12 protein-coding genes and 2 tRNA genes are annotated in these 14,160 nt (G+C 36.5%); 7 read left to right on the top strand and 7 right to left on the bottom strand.

What is annotated here, in order from left to right; all coding sequences use genetic code 11:
* The first annotated feature begins 1 nt into the window (after position 1).
* The 6 genes from P176_RS0102365 to P176_RS0102340 all read left to right on the top strand — a co-directional run bounded on the left by P176_RS0102365 (position 2) and on the right by P176_RS0102340 (position 7,571).
* Complete coding sequence (locus P176_RS0102365; RefSeq protein ID WP_026753192.1) at positions 2–856, top strand: hypothetical protein; 855 nt, start codon at positions 2–4, stop codon at positions 854–856.
* Positions 840–2,273, top strand: a complete 1,434-nt coding sequence (locus P176_RS0102360) for a peptidylprolyl isomerase (RefSeq protein ID WP_369793736.1) — start codon at positions 840–842, stop codon at positions 2,271–2,273. Before P176_RS0102365 ends, P176_RS0102360 begins: the two co-directional genes overlap by 17 nt.
* A 2-nt stretch (positions 2,274–2,275) precedes the next feature.
* Positions 2,276–3,229, top strand: coding sequence for a MoxR family ATPase (locus tag P176_RS0102355; RefSeq protein WP_026753190.1), 954 nt, complete (start codon positions 2,276–2,278; stop codon positions 3,227–3,229).
* A gap of 24 nt (positions 3,230–3,253) precedes the next feature.
* Positions 3,254–4,420, top strand: a complete 1,167-nt coding sequence (locus P176_RS0102350; protein WP_026753189.1) for an acyltransferase — start codon at positions 3,254–3,256, stop codon at positions 4,418–4,420.
* Positions 4,421–4,619: 199 nt separating this feature from the next.
* Positions 4,620–6,884, top strand: coding sequence for an aconitate hydratase (locus P176_RS0102345; protein ID WP_026753188.1), 2,265 nt, complete (start codon positions 4,620–4,622; stop codon positions 6,882–6,884).
* 120 nt (positions 6,885–7,004) lie between these two features.
* Positions 7,005–7,571 carry a TlpA disulfide reductase family protein gene (locus P176_RS0102340; RefSeq protein ID WP_037348642.1) on the top strand — a complete coding sequence of 189 codons (567 nt, stop codon included), beginning with the start codon at positions 7,005–7,007 and terminating at the stop codon, positions 7,569–7,571.
* Here P176_RS0102340 and P176_RS0102335 read toward each other — a convergent pair.
* From P176_RS0102335 to P176_RS0102310, 6 genes are all read right to left on the bottom strand, one after another.
* On the bottom strand, positions 7,568–8,716 hold the full coding sequence (locus tag P176_RS0102335) for a lycopene cyclase family protein (protein ID WP_026753186.1): 1,149 nt from the start codon (positions 8,714–8,716) through the stop codon (positions 7,568–7,570). The genes P176_RS0102340 and P176_RS0102335 overlap by 4 nt on opposite strands.
* 12 nt (positions 8,717–8,728) lie before the next feature.
* Positions 8,729–9,178 carry a sterol desaturase family protein gene (locus tag P176_RS0102330; protein ID WP_026753185.1) on the bottom strand — a complete coding sequence of 150 codons (450 nt, stop codon included), beginning with the start codon at positions 9,176–9,178 and terminating at the stop codon, positions 8,729–8,731.
* Between the two features lie 5 nt (positions 9,179–9,183).
* On the bottom strand, positions 9,184–10,023 hold the full coding sequence (locus P176_RS0102325) for a phytoene/squalene synthase family protein (RefSeq protein ID WP_026753184.1): 840 nt from the start codon (positions 10,021–10,023) through the stop codon (positions 9,184–9,186).
* A gap of 1 nt (position 10,024) precedes the next feature.
* Positions 10,025–11,488 (bottom strand): NAD(P)/FAD-dependent oxidoreductase, encoded by a 1,464-nt coding sequence (locus P176_RS0102320; RefSeq protein ID WP_026753183.1) that lies wholly within the window; start codon positions 11,486–11,488, stop codon positions 10,025–10,027.
* A 52-nt stretch (positions 11,489–11,540) separates the two neighbouring features.
* The gene (locus P176_RS0102315; RefSeq protein WP_026753182.1) at positions 11,541–12,440 is read right to left on the bottom strand and encodes a MerR family transcriptional regulator; all 900 of its coding nucleotides are present in this window, start codon (positions 12,438–12,440) and stop codon (positions 11,541–11,543) included.
* Between the two features lie 198 nt (positions 12,441–12,638).
* A tRNA-Leu gene (locus P176_RS0102310) sits at positions 12,639–12,724 on the bottom strand.
* A 108-nt stretch (positions 12,725–12,832) separates the two neighbouring features.
* On the opposite strand from P176_RS0102310, the gene P176_RS0102305 reads away from it, so the two are divergent.
* A complete protein-coding gene (locus P176_RS0102305; protein ID WP_026753181.1) occupies positions 12,833–13,918 on the top strand; it encodes a Gfo/Idh/MocA family protein in 1,086 nt (361 codons plus the stop codon).
* Between the two features lie 131 nt (positions 13,919–14,049).
* Here the strand turns inward: P176_RS0102305 and P176_RS0102300 are convergent.
* Positions 14,050–14,122 (bottom strand) — tRNA-Lys (locus P176_RS0102300).
* Between the last annotated feature and the right edge of the window lie 38 nt (positions 14,123–14,160).

Raw genomic sequence — 14,160 nt, 5'->3', positions numbered from 1 at the left:
GTTGCAAAAACTTAAAATCATATTTTTATTAGGAGTAATCAGTGTTACGTCATGTCAGTTTTTTAAAGAAACCGATGATCGTATTCCTGTGGCAAGAGTAGACGAGACCTATTTATATCAAGAGGATATTGAGAATCTCGTTGCTGAGGGCACTTCAGAAAAAGACAGCACCGTTATTGTTAATGGGTTTATTACGAAATGGGCCACACAACTTCTACTTTTAGATGGTGCAGAGCGAAATCTTCCGGAGACCAAGCAATTAGACTTTGATAAGTTGGTTGAGCAGTATAAAAAAGATCTCTATACAAAAGCCTATTTAGAAGCATTGGTCAACCGAAGTGTTGATACAGTGATCCATCAAGAGGAAGCGATTAAGGTGTATGAAGATAATCAAAGCACGTTTAGGCTCAATGAAGAGTTATTGCGGTTGAGGTATCTTGCACTCCCACAAAACGCTATCAACGAAGATGAGATTGAAAAGAAATTTGTTAGATTTAATAATGAAGACAAAAGGTATCTAGACTCCATCTCCATACAATTCAAAAGTTACTCCTTAAACGACTCTATGTGGGTACGAGCTTCGCAAGTCGCTCAAAAGCTACCCGTTATTGGTTCTGAAAACAAAGATGAATTGTTAAAAAAATCTAATTTCATACAGCTCAAAGATTCATTAGACCTATATTTGGTGCGAATTGAGGACGTGCTTTCCAAAGATGATTTAGCGCCTTTAGAGTACGTTAGGCCTACCATCAAGCAAATTATAGTCAATAAAAGAAAATTAGAACTGGTTAAAAAGTTCGAAAAAGATATTACTAAGGATGCAATTAAAAACAAACAATTTGAAACTTACGATTAGGTTAGTCTTATTGAGTGCGCTTTTTGGCGTATTTTCTTATGGCGTAAATGCACAAGAAATTATTGATGACAGTGTTGATGCCTCTCAAAAGCAGATGGATTCTACGCAAACTTCTGCCCGAAAAAAGGTGGATGGTGTTGCAGCTGTGGTTGGTGATTTTGTGGTTTTAGATTCAGATATTGATAAAGAATACATTCAATTACAAGCCAGAGGGGTGAGTATTTCACAAATTTCGCGTTGCCAACTTTTTGGAAAACTGCTGGAAGATAAATTGTACGCTCACCATGCCATACAGGATAGTATCACTGTCAATGAGTTGGAGATTCGTTCAAATATTGAACAGCAAATCAATGCCTTCTTAGAACAAAAGGGAGGGTCTATGGCAGAGCTATTAGAGTTTTACAATAAAGATTCCGAAGAAAGCTTACGTGAGGAAATGTTTGAAATCAACAAAACTTCAAAGCTAGCTTCAGACATGCAAAGTAAAATCGTTGAAGATGTAGAGGTGACACCAGAAGAAGTTAGAGAATATTTTAATGAAATCCCTAAAGACTCTTTGCCAACCTTTGGTACAGAATTAAAAGTGGCTCAAATTGTAGTAATTCCTGAAGTTACCGAAGCGTCAAAAAATGCAGTCATTAATAAACTCAAAGAATTTAAGGCCGATGTGGTTGAGAATGGTGCTAGTTTTACAACTAAAGCGGTGTTCTACTCAGATGATGTGGCTTCAAGAAGTAAAGGTGGTATGTATACCTTGAATCGTAAACGACCGCAAATGGTTAAGGAGTTTAGAGATGTGGCTTTTGCACTGCAAGAAGGAGAGATTTCAGATCCCTTTGAAACCGATTTTGGGTATCATATTGTAATGCTAGAAAAAATTAGAGGTCAAGAGTATGATGTGCGCCATATCTTATTGCGACCAGAAATTACAGAAGCTTCCATCATAGAAGCCAAAGAGAAAATCAACAAGGTAAGAGAGCGTATTATTGCTGGAGATCTCACGTTTGCTGATGCAGCCATGGAGTTTAGTGATGAGAAGGAAACCAAGTTTGATGGTGGACAGTTAACAAACCCTTACACTCAGGATTTTAATTTTGAATTGACTAAAATGGATCCAGAATTATATGGTCAAATACAAGAACTAAAAGATAATGAAATCAGTTTGGTGTTGCAGGATCAAGATCGAGTAAATCGTATTAAATTTAAGATCATGACGGTGACTGATAGGATTAATGAGCATAAGGCAGATTTTGCTCAAGATTACCTAAAAGTTAAAAGACTAGCAGAGCAAGAAAAACAATACGAGACGATTCGAAAATGGCAAGATGAAAAAATAATTGAGACTTATGTTAAGATAAGTGAAGATTATAAATCTTGTGATTTTGATGGGAATTGGTTGAAAATTGATAAGGAATAAGTATGTCTGACGTTGCTGCAATAGAACAATTTGTAAAAAAATATAATGCTTTAAAAACTGAAATCGCCAAGGTGATAGTTGGTCAGGATGAAGTGGTGAACCAAATCTTGATTTCTATTTTCTCTGGAGGTCACTCACTTTTAATTGGTGTTCCTGGTTTAGCTAAAACGTTAATGGTTAATACCATTGCCCAAGCACTTGGTCTTGATTTTAAAAGAATACAGTTTACGCCAGATCTTATGCCCAGTGATATCTTGGGAAGTGAAATTTTAGATGAGAACAGACAGTTCAAGTTTATCAAAGGTCCCATCTTTGCTAACATTATTTTGGCAGATGAGATCAACCGTACACCTCCTAAAACTCAGGCTGCGCTTCTAGAGGCCATGCAAGAGCGGGCAGTTACGGTTTCTGGACACCATTATAAACTGAGTTTACCTTATTTTGTTTTAGCTACTCAAAATCCAATTGAGCAAGAAGGGACTTACCCTTTACCAGAAGCACAATTGGATCGTTTTATGTTTGCCATAAATTTAGAATATCCTTCTTTTGAAGAGGAAGTACAAGTGGTAAAATCGACGACAACCGATGTTAAACAGACTGTCAATGCCTTATTTACAGCACAAGAAATTATCGATTTTCAAAATGTCATTAGACGTATTCCAGTGGCAGATAATGTTATTGAATATGCAGTGACCATGGTAAGTAAGACTAGACCTAATGGTACTTCTGCCTCAGACTTGGTTACTGAGTTTGTAGATTGGGGCGCTGGCCCTAGAGCTTCGCAGAATTTAATTTTGGCCGCTAAAACCCACGCCGCGATTAATGGTAAGTTTTCACCAGATATTGAAAATGTTCAAGCCGTTGCTCAAGGAATTCTAAGACATAGAATCATCAAAAACTACAAAGCCGAAGCCGAAGGCGTTAGCGACGAGAAAATCATCAAAAGTTTATTTTAACTTGTGCTTCATTAATGCGAATTAATGGTAAAGCAAGAACGTCATAGAATATTTGGGCTCGATGTCATTCGGGCCTCAGCTATTTTATTAGTAGTGGCTTCCCATTGGGCCGCATTGGTGCTGCCTAAGACCAATGGTGTGATCATGCCTCTGTTTCACTTTGCTGGTGCTGTTGGTGTTGATTTGTTTTTTGTGCTTAGTGGCTTTTTAATTGGGGGTTTGTTACTTAAGAACATTCAAAATCAAAAGACCCGTTTTTTTGATATCTGTTACTTTTGGGTGAGACGTTGGTTTAGGACCTTACCAAATTACGTCCTCATCCTCATATTAAATATCATTATATTTTATCTGCTTTTTGATATTGCAGATTTTCGGGTACTTTACTATTTCCTTTTTTTGCAAAATTTTGCAGACCCACATCCACGTTTTTTTACAGAAGCTTGGAGTCTTTCTATTGAGGAATATGCCTACCTTCTTGGGCCTATCTTACTTCTTGTCCTTGTGCATCTGTTTCGATTGAAACGACATAAAGCTTTATTTCTGTGGATGACCTTTCTGGTCATTGGGCTTATCACTTTTAATCGCTATTGCTTTTATTTAGAGCATGATGTTATGGGTTATAATGATTGGACCCGACAGATGAGAAATGTAGTGATCTATAGAATTGATAGTATTTACTTTGGATTTTTAGCTGTTTATGTTTCTAAATATTACGAGGCGTTGTGGCGTAGGTTCAAATGGACCGCTTTTGCTTTTGGTTCGTTCTTGTTTTTTGGAATGCATTTGACCACTTGGTATTTTCATATTCAACCTCAAAACTCACTTCTGTTTTACGCACTATTTTATTTACCACTACTCTACATAAGCTTGGTGTTTTTATTGCCGGTTTTTTCATTGTGGAAACGTGGCGGTTTTTTGTCCAGCACCATTACAAGATTGAGTAAAATATCCTATAGTTTGTATTTGGTCAACATGTCTTTGGTATTTATTCCTCTTCGATATGTTTTTGATGTGGACTCTGCCAACTTAGTAATGAAAATTGTGATTTCAATTCTGTTTTGGGGGCTTTCCATCGCCGTTGCAAACGCACTTTATAATTATTACGAAACACCTTTGATGGCATTTCGCAATCATAAACGCATTTTAAAATTGTTGAAGCAAGAAAGTTTTGAAAACTCGTCAGAGACATGATGTGATTATTGATAATATCTTAAATAGATTAAAACGATTCTATATTATGTTGAAATATCAGCGAAACCGCCAAGTATCGCTCGTAGATTTTAGAATCTGCCATTAAATTCGTATTTTAGCTTTTATTTTTTAAGCAATTCATTCGCTTAAAGAAACTAACTTTAACCAAAATTTCAACCCTTAAACGATACAGATATTTATGGCTTTTGATATAGACATGATAAAGGACGTTTATTCGAAAATGACAGAGCGCGTTGATGCTGCTCGAAACATTGTAGGTAAACCGTTAACACTTTCAGAGAAAATACTATACGCCCATTTATGGGATGGTAAAACGACAAAGGCTTTTACGCGAGGCAAGGATTATGTAGACTTTGCACCAGATAGAATTGCTTGTCAAGATGCAACAGCGCAAATGGCATTGTTGCAATTTATGCAAGCTGGTAAACCAAAAGTTGCAGTACCTACTACGGTACATTGTGATCACTTGATTCAAGCAAAACAAGGTGCAAAACCAGATTTGAAGCGTGCCAATGAGACTAGTAATGAAGTGTTTGACTTTCTTGCTTCTGTATCAAAAAAATATGGTATTGGGTTTTGGAAACCTGGAGCAGGGATCATTCACCAAGTCGTTCTTGAAAACTACGCGTTTCCTGGTGGAATGATGATTGGAACAGATTCTCATACCGTAAATGCGGGAGGTCTAGGAATGGTCGCCATTGGAGTAGGTGGTGCTGATGCTGTAGATGTTATGGCCGGTATGGCTTGGGAGCTAAAATTTCCGAAGCTTATTGGTGTAAAATTAACAGGAAATATTAGTGGCTGGACATCTGCTAAAGACGTGATCCTTAAAGTGGCTGAAATCTTAACCGTAAAAGGAGGAACAGGCGCTATTGTTGAATATTTTGGACCAGGTGCCAAAAATTTATCATGTACAGGTAAAGGAACCATTTGTAATATGGGGGCCGAGATTGGTGCCACCACATCTACTTTTGGATATGATGATTCTATGGAGCGTTATTTAAGAGCAACAGACCGCTCTGATGTTGCAGATGAAGCTAATAAAATCAGAGAATACCTTACTGGAGATGATGAAGTTTATGCAAATCCAGAAGCGCATTTCGATCAAGTTATTGAAATTGACTTAAATACGTTGCGTCCGCATTTAAACGGACCTTTTACTCCAGATTTAGCAACACCAGTTGGAGAACTTGGTAAAAAAGCTAAAGAAAATGGATGGCCAATAAAAGTAGATTGGGGATTAATAGGATCTTGTACCAACTCTTCTTATGAAGATTTAACAAGAGCATCTTCAATAGCTAAACAGGCCGTAGATAAAAAAATTAAACCAAAATCAGATTTTGGTATCAATCCTGGTTCTGAACAAATTCGATTTACAGCAGAACGCGATGGCATCTTGAAAATTTTTGAAGATTTAAATGCCACTATATTTACCAATGCTTGTGGGCCATGTATTGGTCAATGGGATAGAAGTGATAGAAAAGGTGATGAAAAGAATACCATTGTGCATTCTTTCAACAGAAACTTCTCTAAGCGTGCCGATGGTAACCCTAATACACATGCTTTTGTAGGTTCACCAGAAATGGTTGCTGCGATTGCTATCTCAGGACGATTGGATTTTGACCCAATGAATGATACCTTAATGAATGAAGATGGTGAGGAAGTGAAATTAGATATCCCAAGTGGTATTGAATTACCTCCAGATGGCTTTGATGTTGATGAAGCAGGCTATGTACCACCAGTTGAAGATGGAAGTAATGTAGATATCTCTGTGAGTGAAACTTCTGAACGTTTACAGTTATTAACGCCTTTTGAGCCCATTGGGAATGAAATTAAAGGAGCAAAATTACTAATTAAGGCTTTTGGAAAATGTACCACCGACCATATTTCTATGGCAGGACCTTGGTTGCGTTTTAGAGGGCACTTAGATAATATTTCTAATAACATGCTTATTGGAGCTGTTAATGCCTTTGGTAAGAAAACCAACTTTGTCAAAAATCAATTGACAGGAGAATTTGGCGGTGTTCCTGATGTTGCTAGAGCATATAAGGCAGAAGGTATAAAATCTATTGTAGTAGGTGATCATAACTACGGCGAAGGATCTTCTCGTGAGCATGCTGCCATGGAGCCTAGACATTTAGGTGTTGCTGCAGTTATTGTAAAATCATTTGCACGTATTCATGAAACAAACCTTAAAAAACAAGGGATGTTGGGCTTGACATTTGTCAACGAAAGTGACTACGATTTGATTCAGGAAGATGATACGTTTAACTTCTTGGATTTAGATCAGTTTGCACCAGATAAACCACTTCTAATTGAAGTTGTTCATGCTGATGGCAGTAAGGATGAATTTAAAGTAAACCATACTTATAACCAAGCACAGATCAATTGGTATAATGAAGGTTCTGCATTAAACCTTATTAAGAAAGAGAATGCTGCATAATGCGGTATTATAAATAGATTAAAAAGCGCTTGATATTTATATATCAGGCGCTTTTTTTTTAGAGTTGAAGGATCGCTTTTAAATATTTATGAGAAGTGTTCTTGAATTATTTTTTATCCTATGGCTAGATCAAGAAAACAAATTATTGTAAACAGCATTTTTGTGATCATCATTTTGATTATGATTATTCCTCAAACAAGGATGCCCATTCAAATCTTACTTCAGAAAGGCTTATCCAGTGTTGTACAACCTTCTATCTTATCAGTGGGAGATCAAAAATTGCTCTCACATTATGATTGGAAATTAAAGGATGTTAATGGAAAAGACATACACCTTTCTGAAGGAAAAGTAATGGTGATCAATTTTTGGGCAACTTGGTGTCCGCCATGTATTGCTGAAATGTCAAGCTTTGAAAAGCTATATGAGCACTATAAAGATAATAATGCGGTGGTTTTTATCTTTGCTTCACAAGAAGAAACAGAGATCGTAGAAGCATTTATGAAGAAAAAAGGGTACGCGCTTCCATATTATCGGCCAATGACCAATCCCCCAAAAGAATTTAATGTTTCGTCCATTCCGAGAACCTTTGTTGTTGACAGGTTTGGGACTATCGTTTTAGATCATTCGGGAGTTGCAAATTGGGACAGTCAACAGATGCGAGATATTATTGACGGTTTGATACGCTAAAGCGTTTTGAAAAATGCTTTGATAAATTGCCATGAAAATAAAGACCACATAATTTTTAGTTCTTCAAGAAAGGTAGACTCCTCATCCAAAAACCGGAACATGGTTTGTACCTTATTTTTGTCATAAAACTGTTGAAAAATCCATTCTCCTCTATCATTATCATCTTGAAGAACCTTGAGAAATATCTTATCATACAACTTGTATTTTGAAGCGGATAGTGCGTGAGAAGGTACTTGCCCTACTTTGATATTTTCAAGAATTTGGGTTACTTTTTTTTCGGTATGCTTAAATGAATATCCAGTTGACGCTTTAACCCAGCCACCTGCGGTACCTATTTTAGTGATGTTTGCAGTAGAAAACCGATCAAAATCAAAGCTGGTCATTGGGATGATACCGGTTTCTGTTTCTTCAATTCTATACTTTTTAATACCTAAAACCTCAGAAATATATCGTTCAATATATTGGTCATACGTGGTTTCTGAGACCGTTTCCGAAGTGAAATAGGTGAACTCGACTAAGGCTTTGGTTTCCGAAAAAGGTAGGACATAGGTAAACGTGGTTTGATTACCATCTTTAATTCGGTAATCCATCATAGTGAATTCAGTAGGATCAAAACGTGGTGTTTCCGTCGTAATAAATATACCTTTAAAATGCTGTAGTATATTGATGGCGCCATTCTCTTCGGAAAAATAACTGGTTGGAATCCTGCTGTCAAACACATGATCTGCGGTAAACACATGATGTAAGGTATGTACTTCTGGAGAGACTTGATCTTTTACAGATTGTACTTCTTCTATAATAAAACTGAAATTAGACTGCTGTGATAGAATCCCTTTGGCGAAATTATAAAAATCAATGGATTGAATCGTCTTATAAGTATAGGGATTGAGATTAAGGTTAATCTCTTTTTCTGAGGTCTTGATGTTGGCTTTCTGCCAGGTTTTATGAACGATATCGTCCCATAATCCAGAGCTTTTTTCCCAAAAAGACCAAGACTTGTCGTTTTCTAATTTTTCCGAAGCATCTATAAGTGCTATATCGTGCTGACTGAAGAAAGGGTCTTGCGCCATTTTTAATGCCAGCTGAAACCCTGCAAGACCATTACCAATAATGATGTAATCAAAATGATTAGAGGGATGCGACATATGAAAAAGAGCCTACTTTTTGAAATACTTGAACGGAACGAAGAGCATTCCGTAACACTCACCATCATCTTTACCTAAATGTTTGTGATGCATTTTGTGTGCTCTTCTTACACCTTTAGCGTACCAATTGTTCGCATTTCTAAATAACTTAAAGCGCTGGTGTATAAAGATATCGTGCACTAAAAAGTAAGTAGCGCCATAAGCCATGATGCCTAAACCTATTGGGAGGGTGAACCAGATGTCCTCATAGCTCCACAGATAAAAGCAGACCATACTTACGATGGCATAGAATATAAAAAAAGCGTCATTGCGTTCAAACCAATTTTTATGGTCTTTGTGATGGTGGTCTTTATGTAAATTCCATAAAAAACCATGCATGATGTACTTATGAGTAAACCAAGCCATAAATTCCATAAAACTAAAGACACCTAAAAAGATAAGAATCCAAAATACGGTATGCATAAACGTTACATTAAATTAAGTTGATATTTTACATAGCTTCTGGTGAGAAGCTCAAATTTCTTGTAGTTGGGTACTCTAATTCTGGTTGATTTTATCTCTAAGGCCGGTGTTTTCTTTAATTTTTTGAGCAATTGACTATAATAGCGATACGCCATAAATACGCCAAATTTGGCTTCTATAGGTAACCTTTTGATGCCTTTTAATCCTTCGGCAAAATCGTGCTCTATATCATCTATAATGGCTTGTTTTGAAGCCTCATCCAATTGGTTGAGATCAGTATTAGGAAAATAAGTGCGGCTTAAATCTTCAAAATCAGCTTTTAAATCTCTTAAAAAGTTTACTTTTTGAAAGGCAGATCCCAAACTCATAGCAGAATCCTTAAGGTCGTTATAGCGTTCTTGATCGCCTTTTACAAAAACCTTGAGACACATTAACCCAACCACATCTGCAGAGCCGTAAATATACTGTTTGTAATCTTCGTCGGTAAGGTAGGTGCTTTTGTGAAGATCTGTTCTCATGCTCTTCATAAATGCATCTACCAAATGTTTATCAATATCATATTTATGATACGTCTCTTGAAAAGAGTTTAAAATAGGATTTAAACTGATTTTATGTTCTAAAGCCATTTCAAGATCTGTACTAAAGCTTTCAAAAAGAAAGGCTTTATCGTAATCATGAAAGGTATCCACAATTTCATCTGCAAACCTTACAAAACCGTAGATATTATAAATATCTTGACGAATTGAGTCTGAGAGCATCTTAGTGGCTAATGAAAAAGATGTACTATAAGACCTTGTTACAGTCTTACTACATTTATGGGAAACGGTATCAAAAATTGATTTCATACTATTTGCTGTGATATTTCTTTATGAGTTCTGCTACTAACTTTCCTGAAATTAGCGCTGGTGGAACACCGGGTCCCGGAACGGTTAATTGCCCTGTAAAATACAAATTATTAACCTTTTTACTTTTTAATTTGGGTCTTAAAAATGCAGTCTGACTTAAGGTGTTTGCCATGCCGTAGGCATTGCCTTTGTAAGAGTTGTAAACTTCTACAAAATCCTTTAGGCAAAAGGACTCTTTAAATATAATATTTTTTTCGACGCTTTGAGAAGTTAAATTTTCAAAACGTGTCATTATTTTATTAAAATAGCGCTCTCTTAAAGCAGCATTGTCTTCAATTCCTGGTGCTATAGGAATAAGAAAAAAGCCAGTTTCGCAATCCTCAGGTGCCATGCTGGCATCGGTAATTGATGGAAAGTTGGCGTAGAATAATGGCTGTTTCGGCCATTTTGGATGATCATAAATATCTTCAGCATGAGCTTCAAAATCTGTGTCAAAAAATAAATTATGATGTTCAACACCAGAAAGCTTTTTATCAAAGCCTACATAAAATAATAGCGATGACGGCGCAAAGGTTTTACTATCCCAATACTTTTCAGAGTACTGTCTGTATTTCTCATCAATTAAGGTTTCAGAATGGTGATAATCTGCACCACTTAAGACGACATCAAAATTAAATGCCTTACCATCTACTTCAATAGAGGTTGCACGTTGATCCTCAATGTTGATCTTGCTAACAGAACTATTGGTCTTTATGTTAACTCCCAAACTTTTTGCTAAGGCGGTCATGGCCTTCACAATTTCGTACATACCTCCTTGCGGGTGCCAAGTACCAAGACCAAAATCTGCATAATTCATAAAACTGTAAAACGCAGGCGTATTGTTAGGTTTGGCACCTAAGAAAAGCACCGGAAACTCCAAGGTAGAGATGAGCTTAGGGTTTTTGAAGTTTTTTCTAACCTCAGAGCTTATTGTTTTAAAAAATTGATCAACACGAGTTATGGTATCCTTGGTCACTAACTCAAAAGGCGAAATTCCAGGTTTGAGAACCACCTTATTGATGGCGATATCGTAATTAGTAGCGGCTTTAGCAATAAACGCTCGTAATGGCTTAGAACTTCCTGCTTCGATACGTTCAAATTCTTCACATATTTTATCAAGTGTATCGCCAATAGTGATGGTGTCTTTTTCGAAGAATATTTTATAGGCAGGACTTAGCTTGTCGAGTTGATAATAGTCTGAGACCTGTTTTCCGAAGTCTTTAAAAAACTTCTCAAAAATATCTGGCATCCAATACCAACTGGGCCCCATATCGAATGTGAAGCCTTCTTTTTTTAATTGTCTGCATCGGCCACCGGTAGTTTCGTTCTTTTCAAAAATAGTGACTTCGTTTCCCTGCTGTGCTAAATAGCAAGCAGCAGATAAAGAGGAAAATCCAGAACCAATAATACCAACTGTGTTTTTCATTGTTTAACAAATTTAAACAAAAGCTAAACAAATTTAACTTAAAATTGAAATTTTATAATTTTTTAACTAAACCTTTTATTGATTCAAAGGCTGTAATTTGTTTATGAAGAGAAGTTACATCTATTTCGCTGAGCATACGACCTAATAACCATAATCGCATGTTTTTGTTTTCGAGTATTTTAACCTCAAATTCGTTGATGTAATCAGAAATTTTATCTTTTTCGGGCTTTACCGTAAAATAAGAGACAAAGGTAATGTCGTCATAATAATTCAATAAATCCTCTAAGCTATTAATGGGCACGCTTTGACCTAAAAAGATACAATGGTATCCTCTTGAGATGATTTCATAATTAAGAAGCATTAAACCTAACTCATGCACTTCATTATCTGGCAGGTATAATACAAAGGTTTGATGCTTTGTGATGTTATTCTGACTCTGAATAATTTCGGTGTTGACCAATAACTTTTGACGAATCAAAGTGGTTAAAAAATGCTCATGGGCAGGAGTAATGGTATCTGTTTGCCAAAGAAGTCCAATTTCAGACATGAGTGGCATGAAATCATCATAAAATATGTTGATAAACCCTTTTTCTTTTTCTAACCCGGCATAGGTCTCATAAAAAAGCTTTTGATCAAAATTGAGCATTGCCAGCTTAAAAGTACTAATGGCATGGTTGTGTGTGATATCTTTTTCAGCGGTTTTCTTAACCACTTCACATATTTCATCGTGATCCATTTCTGCGATCTTCGATATTTTAAAACCATTTGCATTAAGATAACTGACGTTAAGAAGCTTTTGAAGATTCTCTAAGTCGTAAGTACGAATGTTGGTATCGGTGCGTTCTGGTTCGAGCAAATCATAGCGCTTTTCCCAAATTCGGATGGTATGTGCTTTAACCCCAGTAAGGTTTTCGAGATCCTTTATGCTAAAGCTATTTTTTATATTGTTCATTTTCGACAAAAGAAGATTAAACAAAAATAAACTTTTTTTCATCGTAAAACAGAAAAGCTTCTATTATCTGTGCATTAAGGACGTTTTATCGATAAAGAAGAACTTGTTTAGGAGACTGAGTTTACAGAAACTATAGCTATTTTGTAGAAGGGATTTGGATTGTAGACTATTTTTGAAGGCTAGATCTATCAATTAAAGTGCGCACGAGAAGACTCGAACTTCCACGACCTAAAACGGTCACTGGCCCCTCAAGCCAGCGCGTCTACCAATTCCGCCACGTGCGCATTAAAATTAAGAACACTTGTTTCCAAGTTATTTGAGGGTGCAAATATAGATATTTTAGAAAAGTAATGACGATTGCTGGGTTATTTTTTAACTTTAAGAAAAAAAGTATGATTAACAGAAGGGGTTTTATAGAGAAATCAGCAATCGCTTTAGCAGCATCGATGTTGCCCTATCATAAATTGATAGCGCCTTTTAGTTCAAAAAAATTAGGAGTTGCACTTGTGGGGTTGGGAAGCTATAGTACTCACCAACTCACTCCAGCACTTCAGCAAACTGAGCATATAGAACTTAGAGGTATTGTGACTGGAAGTCCAGAAAAGGTGCCTCAATGGAAGAAGAAGTATGGTATAAAAGATGCTAATATTTATAATTATGACACCATGCATAAGGTAGCTAGTAATCCTGATATTGATGTAATATATATTGTTACTCCAACATTTTTACATGCTAAATATGCTATTATCGCGGCGAATGCAGGTAAGCATGTGTTTTGTGAGAAACCTATGGCTATGAATGTTAAGGAGTGTAGATCTATAATAAATGCTTGTGAACAAAACAAGGTGCGTTTAGCTATTGGTTACCGAATGCAGCATGAAAAAAACACTCAAAAAATAATGGCGTGGTCCCAAACAAAGCCTTATGGCGAAATAGAGAAAGTAAAGTCTAGCGTGGGGTTTAGGATTGGCAATGAAGGCGCATGGCGTTTAGATGGATCAAAAGGTGGTGGTGCGATTTATGATATGGGAGTTTATCCAATTAATGCATTACGTTATGCGTCGGGTCTAGAACCCCTATCGGTAACCGCCAGACATGATAATAAAAGACCAGAGTTGTTTATTAATGGCGCTAATGAAATCACGTATTTTGATTTTGATTTTCCGGATGGTATCAAAGGAGATGGATTTGTCACTTACGCTAGTGGCATAAATACCTTAGGCGTAACTTGTGCTGAAGGATCTTACAGTTTATCACCTTTCCAAAGTTATCAAGGCGTTAGCGGCACTACTTCAGATGGTAAGCAGTTAGAAGCTTGTGATTGTAATCAACAAGCCATTCAAATGGACGATGATGCCTTATCAATAATAGAAGGTCGTGAAATGAAGGTGCCAGGAGAGGAGGGCTTAAAAGATATTAGAATTGTAGAGGCTATTTTAGAATCTGCCAAAAACGGCTCTAAAAAAGTTATGATTTAGAGAGAGCAAACTAAACGACAGGGCTTTTGCAACTGTTGTTTTAGGAGTTCTTTTTTATCTTAAAATTAAATTCAGAAAAGCATTATTAAACAAAAAAGTCAGAACCTAAGTTCTGACTTTTTTTGAGGATGTGACTTGGCTGGGGCTCGAACCCAGGACCATCTCCTTAAAAGGGAGATGCTCTACCAACTGAGCTACCAAGTCAAAATGTTTCCTTAACGGGGTGCAAATATAAAAGGTTT

The organism is Sediminibacter sp. Hel_I_10 (assembly GCF_000688335.1).
In the GTDB taxonomy this organism is placed as follows: domain Bacteria; phylum Bacteroidota; class Bacteroidia; order Flavobacteriales; family Flavobacteriaceae; genus Psychroserpens.
Note: the sequence above shows the minus strand (reverse complement) of the source record. Positions and strands in the feature narration are given on the sequence as shown.